The organism is Clostridioides sp. ZZV14-6345 (genome assembly GCF_020657775.1).
In the GTDB taxonomy this organism is placed as follows: domain Bacteria; phylum Bacillota; class Clostridia; order Peptostreptococcales; family Peptostreptococcaceae; genus Clostridioides; species Clostridioides difficile_D.
This window is the reverse complement of record NZ_JAGWCX010000043.1, coordinates 1-25909: the sequence shown is the minus strand read 5'-3', so window position 1 is coordinate 25909 and position 25909 is coordinate 1. Positions and strand designations below refer to the sequence as shown.

Here is a 25909-nt window from a genome sequence, read left to right as displayed (position 1 = left end):
AGGAAATTTCAATCAAATAAAAATAGATACACCAAAATCTCATGGAAAAGTATTTGGAGTTGTTGTATGGGACTAAAAGAAACTCTTGAGAGTATAAGTGTTATTTTATTCAATCAAACTTATGATAATATAATATTAAACAAATATTATGTTTTAGTAAGAGAGGGATGAATTAAGTGAAACTTCAGTTTGAAAGATGGTGTGAAGCAAATAATATTAAAGGAGAGACATTGAAGTTATTTAATGAAGGAGTTTTATGTTATAAGATTGGAGCATATAGAGCTTCATTTATAATGACCTATCTAGGCTTTCAACATGAGTTAAGAAATAGAATTGTTACATCTCATAATAAGCCAGATAATATAAAAGATAATTATTGGAAGCAGATAATAGAAAGAGTTCAAGATGATAATAGCTGGGATACAGAAGTATTTAATACAGTTAATAGAACAAAACCTGATAACATATTTTTAATAGATGATGATATTAGAAAAAAATATGATTACTGGAGAAGTATAAGAAATGATTGTGCTCATGCAAAGGGAGAAATTATAAGCTATCCTCATATAGAGTCATTTTGGCTATTTATAGAATCAAATTATAATAAGTTTGTTATTAATGGAGGAAAATCAGGACTATTAGATAAAATAAGAAATCATTATGATATAAGGTATACTGAACCAGGCAAGGATTTAAATTACATAGTTGACAGTTATACTATCTTCAGTTAAAATAGGAGAACTTCAGATACTATTAAGTGATATATATAACATGTTTAAAGAAAATAACAAAGCTTGGGTATTTAATCCTGAAAATCCTAAGCATGATTTTTGGGACTGTATTATTCGTTCAGAAAGCGAAATTTTGAGAGATGCTATGATGAATTTTGTAAAAAAAGACAAAGATTTATTTATTGAATTTATAAGCTATCATCCTGAACAAGTATCAATTTATTTATCAGATAAAGCTCTTGCTAGAAAGATTTGGACAGAATGGATAACGGACATGTTTAGATTTTCTCCATGGGTAGATGAAGACGTATTTTTAGAAGAAGGAGGTGAATATAGTGTCTGGATATGTGTTAAGAAGTTGCTTGAAGAAAATATAATACCTCAAAGAGAAGTTGAAGAATTTTTTTCTGGTTTTGTTCCTTATAACATGGTTGAATTTATGTATAATTATGATTATTTTAAGTCAATGAGAAACATAATGTTTGAAGAGAAAACATATAGTAAAACTTATTTACCAAATGATGCAAACAAATACTGGTATGCTATGAAAGGTATTATAATGAAGCTTGGCATAGAAGAAAATGATATATTAGTATTAGAGAAATTATATAGAAAGCTTCCAAAAGGAATCTTTCATTATGGGCTAGGTGATTTACTAGCTAATAATGAAGAATTTAAAGCACAATATATGGAGGTATTAGAAAAGCATAATATAGAAATACCTAATAAAATTAAGTAAAAAAATAAGTGGGTTTATCCTACTTATTTTTTTACTTAATTTTATTTATATATTATCAAAGGAAAAAACAAAAAATTAAATTGTACGATTTATGATTTGTATTTTGATAATAAATATTTTATGGAGGACAATATGGAAACTAAAAATATAGGAATGATGATTTCAGTCGAAGGTAATATTTGTTGTGGAAACAAGAAGCTTGTTTTATCTATAATAAAAAATCTTCCAACTGATAAACAAGTTTTGTTTTTAACTAAAGATAATATGGAAGAATCAGGAGATAATATAGCCATTAATTATAAGTTTGGTGGAGAATATAATGAGTTTCAGCTTAAGATTAATAATGATACACTATCTTTTTACTCATTAGAAAATTTACTGAAAGCGATAATTAATGATAGAAAAGATGAAATTATATGTATAGATGCTACAGAATTTCAAGATAGTATTGATTATGAAAAATTAAAAATTTTGGCAGAAGAATATTCTATTTTAATGTTTGTAATTACTAGAAGAAGTGAACAAGAGTTATTAGGGTTAATACAACAAAAAGAAAAGATAAGAAACATATACCTAAGTTTAATTTTATATATTGATGAGCATAGTTATTCCCCAAAAAAATTTCTATATACAAGGACTAGAAATACTTTGAAATGTGAACAAATTGAATTTGGCAGTGATGAATGGATATATGAAATCACTACTATTATAAAAGCGATAATAGGATGGTAGAATACAAGGAAGTAAAAAATATGTATGTTAGAAATATAAATGTTTTATATCAAAAGAGGATTAGATAACATCTAAGGAGGGTAAATTTATGATAGGTTCTAAAGGAAAATTAGTTGCATTAGGTATAAGTGCAACAATTGCAACTAGTGCTTTATTAATGACATGGAATGGTAGTGGAATAATAGAACAAGCTAAAACAAAGTTAATAGAAATGAAAGAAGGAGTATCTTTATTAAAAGAAGGAGAGAAAAATTTAATAGCAAAGGCAAAAGAAATAGAGGGGCAGATAAGCGTTTTGGAATCAGAGATAACAAAATTAGAAAATAGTGGAAGAAAAGGTACTGTTGAATATAGAAATGCAACAAATGAGTTATCAAAGGCAAAAGAAGAATTAAATAAAGCTAATAATGATGCTAATAGAATACAAGAAGCTTTAAATAAATATACCCCAATTAAAGAACATATTGCAGGATATGCTGAAGCTCTAAATGATGATTATGTACTACCTTCGTTTGGAAGTACTACTTATGCAAATAAAATAAAAGATGTAGATGGCATAAATGCAGTAAAAGGAAGTTGTTTATTGAAAGATAACAACATGTTATTAGTATTAAATAAATTTAATACTGGGACAAAAACTGGAAAAACTATATTTCAAAAAGTTAATCTCAATGGAACAGAAGTATGGCATAAAGAATTGAGTAATACTAGTATAAGTAATATAAATCTATGTAAAGCAACAAAAAACGGTGGAGCTTTAATATTGGTTACTTCTCAAGATAAAAGCTTAACAAGCTCACTAGGGAAATTAACAACAAATACGACACATGTAATAAAATTGGACTCTCAAGGTGAGATAGAGTTTACAACACAATTTGATAGTGGAGATACATCAGCTGAAACAATTGAAAATATTATAGAACTTAAAAATGGGAACTATCTATGTGTTGGTAGTATGTCAGCTGGTGGTTATTCAAGGGTTCTATGTATTGATAAAGCAGGTAATCGACAATGGGAATCTAAAATAAAAGGTGAAGGTGGAAATGTTAATATTGGAAATGCAATAGAAATGTCAAATGGAGACATAATTGTAATAGGATATGCAAGTAAGAATTATGATAATATAACTTCTAGTACTCCCTTCCCCTTTGTTTCTAAGTATACGAAAGATGGTACAAAGTCATGGACAATTAAAATAAATGATGATTACACTTATTATAATGGAAATAGTTCAAGACCAACATCCGTAGTTGAAGAAAAAGATGGGAACTGTGTAATTTATGCAGTAAAAACAATTAGTACAATAACAACAGATGGAACAATAGAAAATACAACAACAACTGAGGATTTGATAGGAAATAAGTATGACCTTGTATTAGAAAATGGTGATATATTAGTATCTAATTATTTTAGTAGCATAATGTTAATAGCTTCAGATGGTACTTTAAAGAAAACAATAAAAACTCAGGATGATTTAAAAATAACAAATATGTCTTTACTAACTGGGAACAAAGTAGCTTTTACTGGAATGACAGGTACTAACGATGATAGTTATATTGGATACATGGGAATATTTGACTTAGAAGATGAAAATTTTCCAAAACTAACAAATTAAGGAGGTACTTTATTATGAAAAATCTTAAAAAACTAGCTGCGTTAGGTATAGCTACAGTATCTGTTTCAGTAATCGCAATGACATATACAGGTGAAGATACAACTAATAATCTTATAAATACATTGCTAGGATTAGATAATGATGCAAAGCTATTAGCAGAAGGAGAAACAAAGTTAATAGCAGAAGTAAATAGATTAAAAGAAGAGAGAGCTAACTTAACTGAACGATATAATGAATTAAAAGGGAATTCTGGTGGTGAAGATGATTCAACAGAAATTAATGTTATAAATAATGAAATAAGTAAGGCTAATAATGATTTAGAATCACTACAAGATGTACTAGATGGAATAGCAACAGGAGTTACACATGCTGATGGGTATTCTGATGTGATAAGTGATATAAAATAAAAAATTTACTAGATAAAATAATGAGGATATTATATATGATGGATAAATCTAATATAAAAGAAATAGTAATAAAAATAATGTTTCAAGATGAAAAAATGAAACATGAAAGATTGATACAAGAGTTACAAAACACTTGTGAACTAAAAAAGTTACAAAATATAAAAATTGAAATAGAAAATAAGAATGAAAACGACTTTTTAAGTCGTTTTTTTAGTGGGGGAAAAAGTAAATCTGCAAAAAATAAAGTTGATTGTTTTGTATAAAGCTTAGTGATTTAAAATGTTATATAAATAGTCCCTTTTAGGGGCTATTTTTTATAGAAAAATGAGAGGGTGGTGTCTATGTATAACAAGAAGGTAACTTCTATATTATTATCTACAGTAATTGCAAGTTCAACTAGCTTATGTATTACGCCTAGTAATATAAACGTTTTTGCTGATAAACTAACTTATAAGAATAACTTACAAAGTGAAAATGAAAATATTTCACTTCATATGGGAGAATATAAAGATGATAATGGAATATTAAGTTTTCCTAATGCATCAGGTAAACTTAAAGAAGCAACTTATTTAAGATTTGATTTCAATAGAAATGCATATAATGATGTGACTATCTTGTATACATTAAACTCACAAGAAGAAAGCATTACTGGTAAAAATGTAAAAATACCTATAAAAAATCAAACAGAATTAGATGAAGTATTAAAAAATTTAAAAATAAATACAAATGGTAATAAAAAATTAGGCTTTAATGTTTTATTAGGAGGATTACCCATCTTTAAAAGTGTAGAAGGTAAACCATCTCGTTTATATAAGCCAGAGAGAGCGATTGATGGAAATAACGATACTTTTTATGGAGCGATAAATCAAAATAATAGCACATTTACTATTTTATTTGAAGATAAGACTTATATAGAAAATATACTTATAAAAGCAAATAAAAATTTTACGATAGAAGGTTTAAAGGATAATGTTTGGAAAACTATAGGAGATAGTACGATTGATTCAATAGAAATAAATGGGAAGAAAAAAATAAATGTAGAAAAAGATATATATGATGGAATAATTATAAAACAAAAACATTCTGGCGTAGACTCTTGTACAATTAATGAAATTGAATTTAACAATGGAAGTGTAGAAGAAAAAATAAATTATAATTCAAATGTATGTAGTTTAGATTTGGGAAATAAAGTTGTTAATGAAGATGGAAGTATATCATTTAAAGACTTTAATGCTAAAGGAAATGAAGTTAAACTTTTAATAAGTTTTGAAAAGGATAGTGATAAAAATAAAATATCTTATATGCAAAATAAACAAGCTGTTGAGAAAAAAGGGGACTGTGAAATAGATGTAAATAATGAAACTGAATTAAATGAAATACTAGAAAGTATTAAAATTTACCATGATAATAAGACTGAAAATAGTGCGAGTATTTCATTAATAACAAACAATAATAATTCTATAGAAAATGTACCAAAAGGAGTTACAGCAGAAGGTGGAGCATCTGATAATGTACACACAGCAGAAAATGTATTTTCTGGTAGTAATAGTTTTTTTATAAGTAATTCAAGCAATACTTTAACATTAAAAAATACAAAAGATATTTATCTAAATGGAGTAGCGTTTTTGAATGGAAATTCTCAAACTTTTATAAAAGGATTGAAAAATGGAAAATGGTTAGATATAGGAACACATAGCTCTAATGATTTTGAAATGATAAATTTAAATCCTGGTTACTATGATGAAGTAAAGTTTACTAGTAGTTCTACACTTGATGTTAGAAATTTATATTTAAGATATAGTGATATAAAAGAAGATATTAAATTAGATATAAAAGAAGAAATAGCAGATAAAATAGACATGGGTAAAATGGAATATTCTAATGGAAAAATAACATTTAAAGGTGCAACAGGTAGGATTCAAGATAAGGCTAATATTGGTATTTCATCAAAAACTAATGTAGAGATTAATTATACTTTAAATGGTGAAGAAATAACAAAAGATGGAAAAGATATAATTGTTGAAGATTTGACTCAAGAAACTTTAGATGAATTTTTAAGTAATTTTTCTATAAGTTACAATGAATATGAAGGTTGTGAGCTAGATATTAGTTTATTAGGTAATCCAAGTACAATAATACAAACACAAAATTATAGTATACCTCAAATTCAAGGTGATTTAGAACTGAATTTAGGTGATTATGAAAATGACGGAAACGGAAATATAGTATTTCCAAGTGCTAAAGGCTTACTATATAGAAAAGGTAATTTAAATATAAACTTTGAAACAGGTTTTAGTGATGATATAGAAATAAAATATAAATTAAATGATACTGAATATACTAAAAAACAAAACAATTTATCTATACAAATTTCTGAACAGGCTGAATTAGATGAAGTGCTAAAGACATTAAAAATTAGATGTGACAGTAATTTAGAATATAATTTAAATGTTACTTTAGCAGAAGAGAGATATATTCCTTTAGGAACTACATCAGATAAACCAGAAGCTCTAACAGGAGGGTGGTATTCTGGAAGGAGTAGTACTGCAACAATAAATTTTAAGTCCCCTTTAAGAATGAGTGCTGTAAGTATAACAAAAACTAGTGGAGTAGATAACTGTTTTTATATAAAAGGATTAAAAAATGGAATATGGAAAGAAATAGGGCGTTTTACAACTGTTTATCCAAACTATGATTATTTAAAAACAAGAGAAATTGATGTACAAAAAGATAGTTACGATGCAATTTCTATAACTTATAGCGTTGCAAACGGCTGGGGAAATTCACATGTCAGTAAACTTGGATTTTTAGATAAAGTTTCAAGTTCTGTTAAAATAAAGCCAGACATAAATTTAAAAGTTACATTAGCAGATAAATTAGAAAAAACAACTTTAAAATGGACAAGTGATTTAGAAGTATATGCTTATAATATTTATGTTAAGAAAAAAGAAGATGCTAACTGGTCTTTATGTAAGAGTGTAACATCAAATATTAATGAAACAGATGATTATAATATAAAAGATTCAGCAGCTCCTTTAGTTCCAGAACATAAAATACAATCAGATGGATTAAAAAAAGGAATACAATTAAATTCAGATGATTTAGGAAGTGAATATTTATATTATATAAATGCAATTGATAAAGATGGAAATAAAATAGGAACATCAAATGTTGAAAATATAAATGTACAAAGTGATTTTAAGGAGTTTGTTTATGAGGTAAATAATAGTTCTACAGCACCAACTGAATTAAAAAATAAAAGTGATGGTTTTATACAATTTAGAGAATTAATTGATAAGAACTATTTGCACGTGGCTTCTGTAGATAATACAGGTAATATTAGTGATATAAAAACAATTCCAATTTTAGGTCTATTTATAGATGAACCTCCTGTTATAAATGTGCCTGGTGATAATTCTTTAAAACAAAATGATAAAGTAGATATAAATGAGGGAGTATCTGCCATTGATGAAATAGATGGAGATTTAACAAGTAAAATTAATACTAAAATTATATCTCCTAAAGGAGAAATCGTATCTGATATAGATACAAATATTTTAGGAAATTGGGTTGTAGAATATAAGGTTACTGATAGTAAGGGGCAAACTACAGAGTATATCAGAAAAATAAACGTAATAAAGAATATAAACTTAAAACTTAATGTTGGAGAACTACTAACAACAAGTAAGTTTACACAATTTCCAAATGCTAAAATAGAATCTAAAGAAGATGAAAAAGTAAATGGAATTAAGATGTATTTTAGCAATGAGTTTAATGACTCTATGAAAGTTCATTATACATTAAATGGAATTGAAAAAGTAACAACTAATAGAACTATAATTATAGATGATGAATTAACTATTAAAGATGCTGAAAATTTAATTAAATCAATAAAAATTGAACATGATAATAGTAAGAAATTCAACTTTAATATAGTTTTAAGTAGTAATGATGCTGAAAGTATAATTTATAATTATGAAAATAATCATTATTATAAATTTATTTATTCAAATGGAATTAGTTTAGAAGATGCTAAAAAAGAAGCAAGTAAACAAGAGTTTTTAGGTAGTAAAGGTTATTTAGTAAAAATAGATTCAGAAAGCGAAAAAGAAGTTTTAAGTATGTTAACAAATCAATCCTTTTGGAATGAAGCATCAACAGATAATAAAGAAAAAAATGGTTTTGTAGTAGAGTTTGGGCTGGAAGATAAACTTCCTTCTCCAGATACAATAAATATTTTTGATTATGAAAGCATTATAAATATTGAACCTTTTGAATCTAAACAAGATATAGTACTTAATACTTTAGTAGATAAAAAAGAAAATAAAGTAATACTTGACTGGAATGATGTTGAGGATGTAGATTACTATAAAGTATATCAAAAGAAAAATGGACTGGGTGATTTTGAAGCAATGTCATCTAATAACTATGCAAAAGGTAAAAAAGTAAAGGTTTTAAATATATATCCAACTAGTTCCGTTAAAGATACCTTTAAAAATTGGGTAACCGAATCTTGTCAAGGGTTAATTAATATAGACACTGTAAGTAATGGTGATTTCAATAATAATCCAGATTTTTACCTAAAAGATGAAAATGGGGAATATAAATATGATGTACTAGCATGTGGATTTGCTAATATAACTACAGCTACTTCTCTTCCAATTAAGTCTGTATTAGCTATCAATGAGGCAAAAGATAATAATATCGGCATACTTTTAGGACATCACTACATTGGAGAAAATATAGGAAATTTCCCAAAATTTACAGAAGATTATTACATGAAATCATACAATAAATCAAATGAAGTGTGTGGGGTTGAAGTAGAAATTAATAAATCTCATGAGGCATTAAATTATCCAAATAAACTTGGTAATGTAGGAGATGTACTTAAGATACCAGAATCTCATAGTAATCTAAATGCTTACCCTTTGGAAGATGATGTTATTATAAAATTCCACAACTCCAAAAACCATCGATATCCTTACTTTGGTTGCAGTGAGAAATATGATGGATACAAAGGAACTATAGATGGAAAAAATGTATCTCAAAATGCATATTTAAGTATTCACAATAACGTAGCACAAATCCAAACAGGACATAGTGGAAGCGTTACAACCGATGAAAAAAATATGTTAGCAAACACAGTCTTTTATTTAGCACAAAAATTAAATGAAAGTTATCTTGAAGACACTAATGGAAAAGATATAAATGAACCAACAGCTCCTGTACATAAATTATATAGCACAGGAGTAAAGCAGGGATTAAAATTCGATTCAGAAGATGTTGCTACAAAATTTGAATACTTTATAGAAGGAGTGTCAGAGTTTGGAGACGTAACACATACTTCAAATAAAGAAAAAGTTGAAATAAAAGCTGGTCTTGAAGGATTTAGCTATGAAGTTAGTAATAACCCTACTCCATCACAAACTTTAGGAGATACAATAAATAGCATAGATGGATTTATTCACGCAAAAGAACTAGCAAGTAAAAATTATGTTCATATAGTTGCTATAGATAAATCTGGAAACAAAAGTAAAGTTGTGACATTACCAATCCTAGGAATATTTACAGATTATGCTCCTGTTTTAAGTATAGGTGGAAATACTTCTATATCTCAAGGGACTGAATTTGATGTAATGGGAAATGTTAATGCAATTGATGATTATGATGGTGATTTAACTAAAGATATTAAGATAATAATAAAAAATCCTAATGGAGCTATAGTAGACAGTCTTGATATAAATATCTTAGGTAAATGGACTTTAGAATACTTTGTAGCAGATACTAAAGGTCAAGAAAGTAGAGCTACAAAATATATAACTATAAAAGAAAATTTTGATTATCTAAGTGTTAATTTGGGAGAACCAATTATAAAAAGGTTTTTAACTACTTTTCCAAATGCAAGAGTTACTAATAATAGTGAGGAGCTTATAAATGGAATTAAACTGTATATAAGTGAAGGATTTAATGATAGTATCGTTATTAAATATAATGATAAAGGTATAGAGAAGTCTGTAAAAGGGCAACAAGTAATATTAACAGATAAATACACTACTAAAGAAATAGAAGATTTAATTAAGTCTGTAAAAATTGAACATGATAATAGCACAAGCTTTAAATTTAATGTAAGACTACAAAATAATAATGTTGATGATATAGTATATAATCCAGGAAATGGGAGCTATTATCAATTTGTAGAAGCGAAAAGAATTACATGGAAAAATGCAAAAAAAGAAGCAGAAAACATGGAGTATAAAGGCTTGAAAGGACATTTAGCTACTATTTCGTCACAAAATGAGTTAGATATATTTAATAGTTTAACTTCAAAAACGGTTTGGTTAGATGGTACAGATGAGGTAGTAGAAGGAGAATGGAGGAATGTAAAAGGAGAGATATTTAAGTGGACAAACTGGGCTCCAGGTGAACCAAATAATTTTGATGTAGATGGTGAAGATTATTTGGTATCAATTAAAAATAGTAACGGATTATGGAATGATACAAGTAATTCACCTAACCCAATTTGGACTGACATTGAAGGTTTTGTTGTTGAATTTGAAAATGAAAAAAATGAAAATATTGGTGGAACATATAAATACGAAGATAGTGTTTATGTAGAAAAAATTGTCTCTAATAAAGATATTACAATAAGTGCAAATGCAAATGATAAAGAAAATTTTATAGATTTATCATGGGATAAATATAAGGAAGCTTCTTATTATGTAATAGAAAGAAAAAAAGTGAGTGATAGTAAATCTAAATATATAAAAGTTTCAAGTAACACTTTAAAAGACGTAAATGGACAAGACTTAGATGCCCCAAATATGTTTTTCTCTTTTATATTAAATAAGGAGATGTCTGCAAAATTAAAATTTGACTGTGATGATTTAGAAAGCGAATATGAATACTCTGTTAAAGCATATGACTCAGATGATTATGAAATAGCTTATTCTAATACAGTAAAAACTTCAATAAAAACAGGGCTAAAAGGTTACAGCTATATTTTTGATAAAATTCCAGATACAGAAGTGTTAGGTGACATCAACAATACAGATGGTGATTTTGAATTTAAAGGTGTAAGTGAAGATGATTATCTACATATAGTTGCTATTGATAATGCAGGTAATCGCACAAAAACAAAACATATAAAGCTTTCAGATGATTCTCATAATAATGCACCTATTTTAACTGTATCTGGTCTAAATCAAGTTATAGAAATAGGTGAAGAATTTGATAAATTAAAAAATGTATCAGCATACGATATGGAGGATGGAGATATAACATCAAAGATAACTGTAGAAGGAGATGTTAATACTCAAATACAAGGAGTTTATGAATTAAAGTATAATGTACAAGATTCAAAAGGATTAAAAACAGAGGAAATAGTAAAAATACATGTCCAAGGTAACATAAAACTCGACATAGAAGAATACCAAGATAAATTGTCTATATCTTGGAATAATGTAGAAAATGCTGATAAATATATAGTGTATAGAACAGATATCAATGGATTTGATTTTAAAGAAAAGTGTATTTTAAATACTACAGAATTTATTGATGCTGAAGCTAAAGATGTTAGTTCTCCAGTTATAACATACTTAAACGAAGTTTCTGAAACTGAAGAAGTTAAAAAATCTAGACTTACTTCTATTCCTGAAAAAACAACTAATACTAGCACAAAATTAAAACTAGTTGCAAGAGATTTATCTTCTACTTATAGATATTTTATAGAAGCTCTCGATAGAAATGGAAACGTTATTAATTCATCTAAAATTAAAAATGGCTCTGTAACCTCTGGATTAGCTGGATTTAATTATGTTATTGATAGTAAAGAAGATACTGGAGCTGCTAACTTTGTAAATGCTAAAAATGTAGAAGATATAGATATTTCGAGTAGCAAATTTAAGTTCTTACATGTTAGAGCAGTTGATAGAAATGGAAATGTAAGTAAAACATATCATCATTTAATAGGTGGTAAATACGATACCAACCATATACCAGTACTAAGAAATGTGTATACAGCTAGAGTAAAAGAGGGAAGTTACTTTGACCCACTTGATAATATTTCAGCATATGATACTGAAGATGGAGATTTGACAAGTAAAATAGAAGTTAGTGGAAATGTAGATACAAATACAAATGGACAATATGAATTAAATTATCATGTTGAAGATTCTCAAGGTAATGTAAGAGATGTAAAAAGAAAAGTAATTGTCTATGGCGATATGGAAATAAAAGTAGAACCAAATTTAGATGAAAATAACTTAGTTGTAAGCTGGGATGAAAATAAGCTTGGAGATAAAGTATTTTATGAAATAAGAAAGCGTGACAAAAAAACTAATACTTACAAAACAATTGGCTACACTGAAGATTTAAGCTTCACCGATGAAAATGCAAAAGATGTATATGGTCCAGAAGTGAAAAATGTTCATGGAAGTGATATGGATACAGAAGAACTAGAAGATAAAATAACATTAGATATTAATCCAGCAGAAGTAGGTGACTCTGAAAAATATCAAGTTAGGACCAGGCTTAAAGATAACAATTTAATAATAAGAGATATGACAACAGAAGAAGGACATGAGTGGGGTACTCAAGGATATATAGTTGGGGATGTAAAAGCATATAAATATAAGCTAAGTAATAAAAGAGAAGATACACTAACTACAGGCATGTTAACTACATCATTATCCTCTAATCAAATTGTTTTTGAACACAAAGGAAACAAGTATATACATTTTATGCCAATCGACTCATTTGGAAATGAAGGTGATGTAATTCATTATGAGATAGGCAGAATAGATTTTGAAGAAGAAGTCTTAACTCCTCCAATTATAAGTGCATATGGTGTACCTGTTCTAGATAATATTGGCACAAAAATAATAAATGTTGGAGACAATTTTAATGTACTAGATGGTATTACAGCAAAAGATTTTCGAGGGGAAGACTTAACAAAATATATAAAAGTTGAAGGATATGTTAACAGATTTGAAACAGGGGAATATGATTTAAAATATAGTGTTACAGATTTCAAGGGTCAAACATCTGAAAAGAATTGTAAGGTTATAGTTCAAGATTACAAGAGTTCTCTTCCTGAAAAACCTAATAAGGCTAATGGAAAGCCAGAAGCAATCCTTTGGGATGAAGAATATATAACGGTTGGAGATGCTTATGGTGATGATAGAATAAGAAGAGGTGTGAAAGTAATAGACACTGAAGATGGTGATTTAACAGATAAAATAACTTATGAAACAGATTTGGATAACAATGTAGTAGGTTCTTATTTTATAACATATACAGTAAGTGACAGTGATGATAATAGAATTAGATTCTCTAGAATTGTACATGTTTTAGAAAAAGGAGAAGATGTGCCTGATGACAACAAAGATATTGGTGACTGGGAAAATGCTCGTTGGCCACAGCTAGAAGTAAGAGATGTATATCTTTCTGTTGGAGATGATTTTAACATAAAAAGTGGATTATTATATGCTTATGATGAAGTTGATGGTTATCTAACTAATAAAGTAAAATCGAGTGGAACAGTAAACACAATAAAAGAAGGTGTTTACTCAGTAAGCTATAAGGTCACTAACAGCGATAATCGTACGTCAATACGCTCTGCTGCTGTTCTTGTTAGAGAGGGGGGATGGAATAATGATGATGGTCAATTACCTGACCCTGGACCTGATTGGGGAGACAACGACAATGACAATGAACATAATAATAACATCCCTGATAGACCTAACCAACCTGACCAACCAGATGAAGATGACAATGGTGACAAATTACCAGGTATTGATGATGGTGCAAATCAAGGTGGACAAGATGACTATTATATAGATAAAGATGGAAATAAAGTACACCCAGATGGAACAATAGAAACTCCTGATAATATAATAATAAAACCATCAGAAAATGGTGAAAAACCAAGTACTGATGATGATGGAAATATAATTATACCACCAGGAGGAATAATTATATTCCCAGATGGAGTAATTCAAATACCAGAAGATGGAGCAATACTTAAACCAGATGGAGTAATAATATACCCTAAAAAAGATGAAGAAATAAGAGATGAAGAAATAAAAGATAAGGATAATAATTCTAAAGACGAATCCTCAAATAGTATAAGTTCTCTTATAAATAATGATAAGATAGAAAAGGAAACTTCTAATAACAATATAGATAAAATTAATCCTCCTACAGGTGATAGGGGTGTAGGTATATTTTGGGGGCTAGGAATATTATCTACAATATGTTTAATTTTTAATAGAAGAAAAAATAAGTAAACTTTTTTGAGTCTAATATTATTTGGAAGAGCTATTTATTCAAGTAATTAATTATTTTAATCTATAAGATAGTTGTGAAGCTATAGTGTTTATTCTGTATCAAGCATAATTTTTAGAAAAAAGTATAAGATATTTAATAATAATTCATCCTAAAAGAACGGGTTATGTCCTTGCAGGGTGTTACAAAATGAAATTCAAAAATATATACTATGAATAAAATTATGTAAAAAGAGAGAGATTATCATGGAATTTTTAGGTACTAGAATAAGAGAACGAAGAAAAGAGTTAGGACTTACAATAGAACAACTATCTGAAAAAATTGACATAGGATATAATCACCTTAGTAATATTGAAAGAGGTAAAAAAGTACCAAGTTTAAATACATTTTTAGAACTTATAAATGCTTTAGACATATCAGCAGATATAATTCTTAGAGATTCAGTTGAACATGTTAAACCACATGTTTTAAATAAAATAACAAATGAATTGGAAAATTTGAATCCTGATCAATTGAGAACAGTAGAAGAAGTTTTAACTGTATTAATCAAAAACCTAAAGTATTTAGAAAATAAGGATTAAAAAAGAGTTATTTTAATAAGATAACTCTTTTTTTATGTTCATTAGTTATATTGTAGTTACTTTATAGTACCTATAATATAACTTTTTTTATGACTATTTTTAAGAGGTGATAGAAATGTTTTTTGATAAAAATGAAAGAAAAAGCTTTAAAAAACAATTAGAAAATCAACTAAATTATGATGTAATTTTAGCTAATTGTAGAATAGAAGGGATAGAGTATCCTTCTATTTTATTTAAGTGCAATAAACAAACAAACTGGGGTGTTGTATATGTTGATGAAAAATCAAATGAATATTTAAATAAAAAATTATATTACTGGGGAAGGTTGTGTAAATATGAAGAAGAATCAAAAGAACTATTAATTGATACAGTTATAATAAGCGAATTTCTATCTATAGAAAAGGCAAAAGAGATATTAACTAATGATGAGCTTTATCCTAAAGAATATAGAAATGATATAGATAATGAATTATCTATATTAACAACATCAAATAATGAATAATATTATGGAGGGAATATGTTAAATAAATTTAGGAAATACAAAATAGAATTTGTAGCTAATATCGAAGATGTATTTATTCATATAACAATTTATAAAAAACTTATGCTAGAAGAAGTATCAGAAATATCACTTTTTCAGTTAGGAAATTATAGTGAAATAAAACTTTTGTCAGATTGTATTTATATAAATAGTAATCTGCTAGGGACTACAGTTATACAGAATAATTTTAGACATAAGTACAAAATTAGGAGATTAATAAAAGAAAATATAATAGTTGAAGGTTATATAACAAGTCTTAATGAAAGAGAGTTATATAAATCAATTATTGGAAATGAAGAATTTGAAATTGTAAATTGGGATATAAGTTTTGTTTTTAATACTCTTAAGAAAAAATATAGTAATTCAGATTGTTTTGAATTAAGCAATATTACTTATAAAATTACAGAACTTTAAAGGTGATCAAATGAAAATAAAAATATTTAGAGGAAAATCTATAAAAAAAAATAATTGGATATATGGACATTATTATTCAACAGGAGTTAATGATGCTAAGGTACATAAGATAGTATATAACACAGGAAAACCAGCGTTAATTGATCATCATGTGCCAATACAAAGAAACACATTAGGAGAAGCTAGTTTAAAAAAGGATATTAAGGGACATGTTATATATTCTGACGATATAGTTAATGCAATAGTATATGTTGCTAAAGATGACGAAAAAGACTTGTATTTCGATAAAAAATCAATTACAGGGATAGTAAAATTTCATAATGGAAGTTGGAACATTTATGATGGTGACAGTTATTATTTATTATTTAATGAGTCAAATAAGATAACAATTTTAGGAAACAAATATGATAATGAAGATCTGATAAAAAAGTATAATTTATGTACCAAGAGTAGAGGTGATTTGTTTGAGTGAAGAAAGTTATATTATAGACCATTCATTAAAAGAGATAAGGGATAAAATAAATTTAAATAATGGAAATATCTTTAAAGCCTTAGAATCATTAGAGAATACAAAGTATCATTTAATACAACAAATAATGAAAAATGAACAAGTATCTAAAAGATTAGAATTGTATGATGTAAGTAATTATTCTGATAAATTAATTAAAGTAAATGAATATGTAGAAAACAAAAAAATAAAAATATGGACAGATATGTTGCCACCAAACTTATTTTCAGTAGAATCTTCAAGATATTATTCTGATTATAAAGAGTTAGTTCAACAGTTAATAATTTATAAATTAAGCAGTTTTGACGAACGTTTCAACAAAATTGTTATAAAATATAAGTTATATTTAGACTATCTAAAGTATGATATTGATAACTATTTTTTTAAAACATATACAGATGCAATTATGAAGTCTAATTTAATTCAGGATGATAATTGTGAACAAGTAAAAATACTAATGACAGGTGAAAGTGGTGAAAATATAGGACTAGAAATAGCAATTTATAATCAAGATTTTTTATCAGAATATGTAAATGAGATTTTAATATTATAATGCGTTTTTCAATACCTAAAATGCTGATTTTTCAATATTGAAAAAACGCGTTTTTCAATATTGAAAAACGCATTTTAAAAAAGTATTGAATTTCAATATAAAAAAAAGAAGGGAAACTTAGCGTTTACAATGCTTTGAGAAAAAAATTTCCTAACACAATACGCACAGATTTAGAGATGCTAACAAAAAAAGCTGAAATTTGTGTACCGATAAAATCTCAAAAAACCTTTAAAAAGTTTGCTAGGAAACTGAGATAAAAAAGAGTTATATTTCAGGTGAAAAAATTTGAATAAAGAAAGGAAAATTATACAATTGGGTGATATAACAATTAAAGAAAGAGATTTAGAATGTTTAAAATTATTAAATGAGTATGGATCTGTAAAAAGAAAGTATGTACATAAATTTTATGAGTTAAAAAACCCAAAAAATAAATATTCTAATAAGTATAAGTATGCAAGAATAAATAAACTTAAAGAAGAACAATATATTGAGGAAAATAATAAAATGTTCACATTAGGTAATGAAGGTCGTATCTATTTGAAATTGCTTGGGGAAAAAATTCATTATAAAAATTATTTGAGAATGGAAAAAAGAAGATTTTTAGCAGATATTCATGAGTTATTGTATAGTTTTAGAAATTTTAAAAAGAGATTAGGACGTTCACAAATACAGAATGATAAATATATAAAAGATGGAACAGAGTTTATAAAATTATTCTATGGGAAGGTTATTAGTAATAATGATAAAGAATATTTTGTCTATAAAGTAAAAAGAAATTCAAATAATTTTTATATTAAAAAAATTATAAATGAGATTAATGATCTAATGGTAGAAAATGTAATTATATTCTTCGAAAATGAAAATAATTTGAGGTATTATAAATCAATAGACACTCAAAAAAAATTTATTAAAAAAGAAATATTAATGAGCTTGAAAGAAGATTCATTTAAAGTATTAAATTTAATTTCTGACGATATACTCAATAATGAAAATATATTTGATTTACTAAAGAGCAATATCAACATAAAGTTTATAAACAACTATCTCTATATAAATAATATAATAACATTTAATTTTTTGGAAAATGATTTTGTAAAAGAGGAACTAGTTAACTATTTTATACAGGAACAGACTATTGATAGTTATTATATACTGTGCTTTGAACATCAAAGAGATAGAATAAAGAATGAATTTAAAAATGCAAAGATAGTTAGTCTAGATATTAATTCTATATACAAATAAGACACTAGATACCCCTTTAACGCTATTTTATAAATAGTTTTAATATTTTACATGATAGACAGCTAATTAACTAAATAAATCGAATTTATGAGATACAATATTCAGCTTCTATAACTGAATATTGTATTTTTTTAGGAGGTGATTAAATTTTCAAAGATTTATCTAATTTTAAGTAATATATTGAAAAACATACCAAGAAGTAGTAAGAAAAAGTATTTAGCAATTATAGCCACAATAATATACATTGAAGCTCCTATTGCAATTATGATTAGAGAAGGATTTTTTAATGTAAATTTATTAGAGCTATATTTTTCTCCTATTAAAGTTTTATTTAAGTTATTTAATTTCCAAATAATATTTACACTTATAAATGTTAATATAACTTTCATAATATTTGTATTCATAATAAGAGTTGTATTCATTGTAAATAAATTAGATTCTTTTAATTTTGGAGAGAAAGAGAAAAAAATAGATTGTGCAAAAGATGTAGGGACATATGGAACTGCTGAATGGATGGGAAGAAGTGAGATTATGAAATTACAAGATTATATTTCAATTAATACAAATGAAGGCATAATCTTTGGATACCTTAGAGGTACAAATAATATAATTACATTGCCCAAAAATACATTCAATAATCGAAATGTAGCTGTATTTGGAAGCTCAGGCTCAATGAAGTCTCGTAGTTTTGTTATTCCTAATATTCTAAATCTTATTCGTTCAGAAGAAAGCATGTTTATCACTGATCCAAAGGGAGAGCTTCTTAGAAAGTGTTCTAGTATATTAAAAAAATATGGTTATATAGTAAAATCATTAAACTTAAATAATATTGAATGCTCAGATCAATGGGATATATTATCACCAGTAGAAGATGATATGAGTGCTATAACTTTTGCTCAATCAATTATGCTAAATACAAAAGAAAATAAAAAAGCTGGAGGTGATTTCTGGGAAAAAGGTCAAGAAAATTTATTAAAGGCATTAGTTTTATATATTGTAAATGAAATGCCAGAAGATGAAAAAAATATGACTTCTCTATATAGTTTTTTAACAGCTAAAGATGCAGCCAAAAAACTTGAAATGAGATTTAAAGTGTTAAAAGAGAATCATGTTGCAGTTCAACCATATAATATTTTTTTAGAGAGTTCTGAAAATACAAAAATTCGTTCTGGAATGATTTCTGGTTTAGCAACTAGGTTACAATTATTTCAGTCTGAAAAATTTAAAAAACTTACATCAAAAAACGAAATAGACTTAGGGCTTCCAGGAAGAAAAAAATGTGCTTATTTTGCCGTTTTACCAGATTCACATGCGTCATTCGATTTTATGGCATGTTTATTTTTTTCAATGGCTTTTATAAAATTGATTTCTATAGCTGATAGAAAGCCAACAGGAAAATTAGATAAACAAGTAAATTTCATATTAGATGAGTTTCCCAATATAGCTCAAATTCCTGATTTCGAGAAAAAAATGGCTACAATACGTTCAAGAGGCATAAATGCATTTATAATATTTCAGAATATAACACAGCTTCAGAATAGATATCCTGAAGGAAAGTGGGAAGATATTTTAGGAAACTGTGATAACCATGTATTTTTGGGATGTAATGAAAATACAACTGCTAAGTTTATATCAGATACTCTAGGTTCTATGACTATTAAAGATTCTTCAGAAAGTAAAGATAAGTATAGCTTAAATCCATTAGAAAAGAAAATATCTGAAAAATATGTAAAAAGGAATATTTTAAATATGGATGAAGTTAGAAGAATAAATCCATTTCACTCTATATTAATGTTAAAGGGGCAAAATCCTATAAAAATGAGTAAAATGGATTACACAAAGCATGAACTTAGTAATGAAATGGAAGAAGTACCAATATATTATATGCTTAAAGATTGGTCTAGAGAATTTCATAAGGATTGGCTAGATTCTTTTAGAGATGAAATAACTATTGATGATGAGGATATGGAAGAAGATGTGAAGAAAAGAAATATAAAAGCTCTTCAAGATTTAGATATGTTGATAGCAGAATGTGAAAATAAATCATTTAAAAATAGCAATTTTACCACTAATAAATCAAGTGAGTATATATATAATTTAGAATCTTTTACTGATGAAAGTAATTTAGAAAAAGATATAAAAATAAACTTAGAAAAAGAAAGTGTTATACAAGACGAATATAACCTAGAGTTTTATGAATATGAAGCTCAACAAATAGCACTAGAAGAAGAATATAATAATGAACTAGAAATATATGAAAATAAAGAAGAAAGTATTTCTAAAGAAAGAGAGTTAGTTATAGAAGATGTTGAAGGAGATATACATATAAATATAGCTTTAGACAATAAAGAAAATGATAATGAAATAGATATAGAAAATAAAAAAGAATTAATGTCTTTATCTATGTTCAATAAATAACTTGGAGGATAAAAAAATGGAAGAAATAAGAGTAAATGAGGAATCAATAAAAATAGATGAAACTAATAAGGCTGGAGAGCTTGGGATTCAAGACCCAAAACTAATGCAGTTTATAGAAAGTGAAGGAATAAATAAAGTTGAAGAAGAAAGCATTGATAGTACAAATAGAGTTACTAATGAGGAACAACCTAAAAGAAGAAATAATTATAATGGAGAAAGACAAAAAATATCTGAATATAGAGATTTAATGTACCAAAGATATATTGATACTTGTGTAATACAATCTGTAGAAAGAGAAAATAAAGATGGTGATATATATGCTTGTGCCTATAAAGATGGATTAAAAATAAAAATACATGTAGAAGAGATGGATTTATATTTGCCTTTGTCAGTTAGAAAACTAGAAGGAAGTCAATTTATAGCTGCTAAAGTAAGAGGATTAAGAAGAATGGTAGGGGCTACCATATCATATTTAGTAACATCTATTGATGATGAAAATGAGGTTGTTTATGCTTCTAGAAAAAGGGCCTTAGAAATATTAAGAAAAGCTAGACCTCATAACATAAACGATATTGTATTAGCTAAAGTAATAGATGTAAATGATTATTATGCTGTAATAGAATTTGATGGTCAAATAGGAACAGTTGGTAAAAGAGATATATCTAATTCTAGAGTTTATAGGATACAAGATTATTTTGAAATAGGAGATGAAGTAAATTTAAAAATAATCAAATTAGATGAAGAAGGGTGCTTTTTAAGTAGAAAAGAGCTTGAAGAAGATATATTTGATAAATATATTATTGATAAAAAGTATTATTCAGAACGAGGTGTATATATTGCAAAGATAAAAGAACTTTCAGAAAAATTAATATACCTTGAGCTTAGAAGGGGATTAACTATAGCATGTAATTATCCTGTAAAAAGAAATATTAAATTAGAAATAGGAAAAGAAATAACAGTATTACTAAGAAAGATAGATAAAGATAAAAAGCAATTATCTGGTCGTATATTTTAGTATAAAAAGAGATAGTTCTATTTAGAGCTATCTCTTTTTAATTAAATTTATATAGAAAGTGAGAATATAACAAATGTTAAAAAGCTATTCAATTGATGAATATATTAAAATACTTAGGTTTTGTACATCAGAACAGCTTCTAAGGCTAAATCCAAAAGATATAGAAAATGTTACTCCAAAAAGTAAAATCAAAAAAATTAATAATATAAAAAAATTTGCATTGAAAAAAGGACAAAGAATTGTAAGACCAGGATATAGTTTTTATTATGATAATGAAAATGACATTTTCATAGATGTATTAGCTGACCAAGGAGAAATTAAGCAGGATGAATTAGTATTAACAAATGTATATATAGAGTTTAAAAATATGATGAATATATGTTACTTCAATAAAGATAATGGTGTTATTCCAAGAATATATTTTTACCAAATCTATGAAAATAATGATGAAGAAGACTTGAAAAGATTTGATATTATTTATTGCAATCCTCCAGATCAAAGCTTAGTAGAAATATTAGTTCAGACAGAAGAAGATATAAAAAATATATTGGTAGTTTTAAATGAAAATAATCTTACAAGTTATCGAGAATTTAAATTATTTAAAAATAAAAGGATTGCATTTGTCTTAGTAAAGGATAGAAGATTGTTGTTAAGTGATACCCTGTCTGACATAATACAAAAATATAATAATTATAATAGATGATAAAATTTATTGGTCAATAGATTTTATTGGCCAATAAATATGAATAGGAGAATTTATGAGAAAGTATAGGGATGTTTTTTTGATAACAATCATACATACAATATTAATTTTGACATCTACATTATTTGTAACTATAATAACAAATAGAGTTACAAATGTATATGTGTATTCAGTTTTGAACACCATACTATTAGTAATAATATATTACAATATTTATATGCTAATATATAAGTTCCTAGTAGATAACATTGAAATTAAACATAAAACAAATAAAACGAAAATTACAACCTACATAACAATACTAATTTTTATAATGTTTACAAATTCAATACTACTAAGTCAATTTGAAAGTAATTTTATAAATTTAAGTGTATATTCTGTACTTCCGAAATTAAACTTAATACTTGATACTTCATCTAAGCTTCTAGTTTATTTATTATCTTTATTTATTCAAACTTGTTTAATTGCTCCTGTTGCAGAAGAATTAATTTATAGAAAATTTATATTAAATAATCTACTTGATAATGGTAATGCCTTCAAATCTATAGTATTATCTTCTTTTTTATTTAGTATATATCATTTAAATCTATTACAAGGTATCAATGCAATGATGATAGGTATATTTCTAGGTTATTTATACTATAAGACCTGTTCAATTAACATATGTATCTTATTACATTTTATTAATAATTTTATCAACTTCATTATTTTAACAATCTTTATTATATAAATTTAATACATTATTTTCAAAAAAAAATTATATTTGACCCATATTATATATGAGGGTAAATAACGCATTTTTTTATGCAAATAAAAATAAGCTGCTTGTCAGCAAAATTAAAAGGAGAGATAAAATAATGGAGTATTTTGATGAATTATTAAAAATGAATGATTGGAAAAAGTATTTACCATCTTATGTGTATTTAGATGAGTATAGAGATGCATTTAAAGAATACTTTATAGCTAATTATCCAGGAGATGTATCAGAAAAAATCTTTGTATCAGAAATATTAGAGTGTGAGATACGTCATAAAGAACCATTTGAGTTTAATAGATATTAATCAATTGGAGGAATGGTTATGAATATATGTTTGACCATATTATAAAAAATAGAATAATTAGGAGGAATATATAATGATACTAGGAGTATATTATTCAAAACATAGACATTGTTTATATGTTAATATAAACAACAATAAAACCAATTGTTTTTATGACATAAAATTGAATCACTGGAGCTCAAAAAGAATAGAAAAAGATAAGGTCCTTTTAAGAAAAATATTTGATTTTTGTGGGGTAGAAAGCTTAAAAGAATTTAAGTGCATAAGAAAGAATATCTATAGTAAGCAATATAAAAATCAAGTGTTTATAGATAAATTTCACGAGATTAAACAATATGATATGGATAAATCTACATACAATTATGCTCTAACATTTGCTATAGAACTTGTGATGAAGGGTATAATTAGAGATGATGAGATTAAAGACCTAGAAAAACTTAGGATAGATTATTTAATAGACTCCTGTAATAAACTGTTCAATATGATCAATTATCATAATCTAGAATCATATAAAAAATTAATATCCATATATATTAGTAATCTTGAGGAATTAGGATTTAATACTAATGAGCTTAAAAAAAAGTTGAAAAATATAATTAAAAATTGTAAAATAAACTATTGTTTAAATTCAATTACTAAATATTGGACTAAAATAAGTAACTTAGATTTTCTTAATCCAAAAGATATTAGGGAATGCGATATTATAATAGAAGAACTCTCTTTCTTGGGCTATGACACTAAGGAACTTGAAAAAAGATGTGAAAGAATTTTAGAACATAAAAAAAATGAAAAATATGAATTTATGAAAGACAATGTTGTATATTCAATGAATATAAATTCTTTTGTACTTGAAAGTAAAGTAAATACACTAAATGAAATAGAGAATTTTATAATTGACTCAGGGATACATAAACACATAAGAAAAATTAGTGACAGTAAATATGATATAAAAGTATCCTTAAAAGGATTAGATTTAGATAACAGAAATTATGAACTTCTTGAAACTGGTATTACAAAAAATCTGATCAAACTGGATGACATGCCTATAATTTTAGATTTACTAAATAATACTACTCTAACACTACAAAAAAAACCTTCCAAGTTTTATATAGCAAAATGTAATGAATATGGACAAATAGAATCATTTCTTTTAGAAACAACCCCAATAAATGATAAAAATTATACATCTGATTTCGGAAAATATGACTTTATACCTGGGTATTATATCATAAAATATGGAGATAAAGAATCTATATATAAATATGATAGTACAGAATGGTTTAAAGTAAAATATATAAAAACATATGTTTTGGATTTCAACTATATACCTTAAATAAACATGCATTATAGTGTATCTAGATTAATAGCAATTAAAAAATAAACTGCTTGTCAGCAGAGTTAATAGGAGATAGTGATATGAATGAATGTAAGGCAAATATAATAGCTGAATTAGTAAAAAAGGCAATGTTAGAAGAGGATTATATAAATATAAATGAATATCTTTACTTGTAAAAAACATGGAATGGAAAAATAAGTAATAGCGTTTGTATTACTTTATATGATGATACAAATATATATCTAAGATTGACAGAAAAAGTTAAATATATTAGTATTGATAGTTGCAAATATGGAGATTGGGAAGATTATGATATAGAAGCTATTTATGAATATGAAGATAATATAATTAAATGTTTAATAGGTTATTTGAGTCAAAATAATTTAGAAGTGTAAAAAGTTAATTTATTTAACTTTTTATACCTATTACAATAACAATTTCACTAATAAAAGTTATAATTAAAATAAAAAAAATAGGAGTTGTTTTAAATGGATGCAACTAGAGCTTTAAATGATGTAAGAGAAGTACTTTTAAAAGATATGTTAGATAGATACTATAATAGAATAATGTTTAAGTTAAAGTTAAACATATTTTCACTGGATGAATCAATTGATAAAGAATATGTAGATAGTCTTTTTAAATATGCAAGAATAAAAAGAATGAAGTTTCTATTAGATTCATGTATTGAAAAATTGAAAAATATTAATGAGAAAGATGAAGAAGCTAAGCATATTATTCTTATCTCAATCGAAACTAGTCTAGATGAATTAGGTGACCTTATATTGATCAATTATGATATTGAGAAAATTAAAAATGATTTAAAAGATGATATTGATTCTAATAATATTATTTCAATATCAGATATTGAGAAATATGAAAAAATCTTTGAAAAAGAATTTAATAATGTGTGTAGTGAATATGTAGAAAAAATAGAAAATGTTATAAAAAGAAATAGAGAATTTTTAGATAATAATACTGTATATGTTACTCATTTTAATGAAAATTCATTTTGTTTAGATAAAGACAAAC

21 protein-coding genes are annotated in these 25909 nt (G+C 26.0%); all 21 read left to right on the top strand.

All coding sequences use genetic code 11. The features are described 5' to 3' along the window. The first annotated feature begins 176 nt into the window (after window positions 1-176). Window positions 177-731 (top strand): hypothetical protein, encoded by a 555-nt coding sequence (locus tag KGF39_RS12345; RefSeq protein WP_227822532.1) that lies wholly within the window; start codon window positions 177-179, stop codon window positions 729-731. Further along, the gene (locus KGF39_RS12340) at window positions 706-1470 is read left to right on the top strand and encodes a hypothetical protein (protein WP_227822531.1); all 765 of its coding nucleotides are present in this window, start codon (window positions 706-708) and stop codon (window positions 1468-1470) included. The genes KGF39_RS12345 and KGF39_RS12340 overlap by 26 nt, the downstream gene beginning before the upstream one ends. Before the next feature lie 132 nt (window positions 1471-1602). After that, window positions 1603-2202, top strand: a complete 600-nt coding sequence (locus tag KGF39_RS12335; RefSeq protein ID WP_227822530.1) for a hypothetical protein — start codon at window positions 1603-1605, stop codon at window positions 2200-2202. 88 nt (window positions 2203-2290) lie between these two features. Continuing rightward, window positions 2291-3817: a hypothetical protein gene (locus KGF39_RS12330; protein WP_227822529.1), complete on the top strand. Its 1527-nt coding sequence runs from the start codon at window positions 2291-2293 to the stop codon at window positions 3815-3817. A 14-nt stretch (window positions 3818-3831) separates the two neighbouring features. Beyond that, a complete protein-coding gene (locus KGF39_RS12325) occupies window positions 3832-4224 on the top strand; it encodes a hypothetical protein (RefSeq protein ID WP_227822528.1) in 393 nt (130 codons plus the stop codon). Window positions 4225-4259: 35 nt separating this feature from the next. Then, window positions 4260-4487, top strand: a complete 228-nt coding sequence (locus KGF39_RS12320) for a hypothetical protein (RefSeq protein WP_227822527.1) — start codon at window positions 4260-4262, stop codon at window positions 4485-4487. Between the two features lie 78 nt (window positions 4488-4565). Beyond that, window positions 4566-14510 carry an immunoglobulin-like domain-containing protein gene (locus KGF39_RS12315; RefSeq protein ID WP_227822526.1) on the top strand — a complete coding sequence of 3315 codons (9945 nt, stop codon included), beginning with the start codon at window positions 4566-4568 and terminating at the stop codon, window positions 14508-14510. Window positions 14511-14753: 243 nt separating this feature from the next. Then, the gene (locus tag KGF39_RS12310; RefSeq protein WP_227822525.1) at window positions 14754-15089 is read left to right on the top strand and encodes a helix-turn-helix domain-containing protein; all 336 of its coding nucleotides are present in this window, start codon (window positions 14754-14756) and stop codon (window positions 15087-15089) included. A gap of 115 nt (window positions 15090-15204) precedes the next feature. After that, window positions 15205-15591 carry a hypothetical protein gene (locus KGF39_RS12305; RefSeq protein WP_131793145.1) on the top strand — a complete coding sequence of 129 codons (387 nt, stop codon included), beginning with the start codon at window positions 15205-15207 and terminating at the stop codon, window positions 15589-15591. A 15-nt stretch (window positions 15592-15606) separates the two neighbouring features. Next, window positions 15607-16044, top strand: a complete 438-nt coding sequence (locus KGF39_RS12300; protein ID WP_227822524.1) for a hypothetical protein — start codon at window positions 15607-15609, stop codon at window positions 16042-16044. A 10-nt stretch (window positions 16045-16054) separates the two neighbouring features. Next, a complete protein-coding gene (locus KGF39_RS12295) occupies window positions 16055-16516 on the top strand; it encodes a YopX family protein (RefSeq protein ID WP_227822523.1) in 462 nt (153 codons plus the stop codon). Beyond that, complete coding sequence (locus KGF39_RS12290; RefSeq protein WP_227822522.1) at window positions 16509-17105, top strand: hypothetical protein; 597 nt, start codon at window positions 16509-16511, stop codon at window positions 17103-17105. Before KGF39_RS12295 ends, KGF39_RS12290 begins: the two co-directional genes overlap by 8 nt. A 285-nt stretch (window positions 17106-17390) precedes the next feature. Continuing rightward, entirely contained in the window at window positions 17391-18347 is a 957-nt protein-coding gene (locus KGF39_RS12285; RefSeq protein WP_227822521.1) for a hypothetical protein, read from the top strand. A gap of 180 nt (window positions 18348-18527) precedes the next feature. After that, window positions 18528-20765 (top strand): VirD4-like conjugal transfer protein, CD1115 family, encoded by a 2238-nt coding sequence (locus KGF39_RS12280; RefSeq protein WP_227822520.1) that lies wholly within the window; start codon window positions 18528-18530, stop codon window positions 20763-20765. 16 nt (window positions 20766-20781) lie between these two features. Next, window positions 20782-21780: a S1 RNA-binding domain-containing protein gene (locus KGF39_RS12275; protein ID WP_227822519.1), complete on the top strand. Its 999-nt coding sequence runs from the start codon at window positions 20782-20784 to the stop codon at window positions 21778-21780. Window positions 21781-21853: 73 nt separating this feature from the next. Further along, window positions 21854-22483: a hypothetical protein gene (locus KGF39_RS12270; protein WP_227822518.1), complete on the top strand. Its 630-nt coding sequence runs from the start codon at window positions 21854-21856 to the stop codon at window positions 22481-22483. A gap of 55 nt (window positions 22484-22538) precedes the next feature. After that, window positions 22539-23213: a lysostaphin resistance A-like protein gene (locus KGF39_RS20265; RefSeq protein ID WP_413927086.1), complete on the top strand. Its 675-nt coding sequence runs from the start codon at window positions 22539-22541 to the stop codon at window positions 23211-23213. Window positions 23214-23340: 127 nt separating this feature from the next. Further along, window positions 23341-23544 carry a hypothetical protein gene (locus KGF39_RS12260; RefSeq protein ID WP_074178654.1) on the top strand — a complete coding sequence of 68 codons (204 nt, stop codon included), beginning with the start codon at window positions 23341-23343 and terminating at the stop codon, window positions 23542-23544. Between the two features lie 73 nt (window positions 23545-23617). After that, entirely contained in the window at window positions 23618-24877 is a 1260-nt protein-coding gene (locus KGF39_RS12255; protein ID WP_227822517.1) for a hypothetical protein, read from the top strand. A gap of 251 nt (window positions 24878-25128) precedes the next feature. Beyond that, complete coding sequence (locus tag KGF39_RS12250) at window positions 25129-25275, top strand: hypothetical protein (protein ID WP_227822516.1); 147 nt, start codon at window positions 25129-25131, stop codon at window positions 25273-25275. Between the two features lie 93 nt (window positions 25276-25368). After that, window positions 25369-25909 (top strand): hypothetical protein (locus tag KGF39_RS12245; protein ID WP_227822515.1); only part of this gene is annotated, 541 nt, incomplete at its 3' end.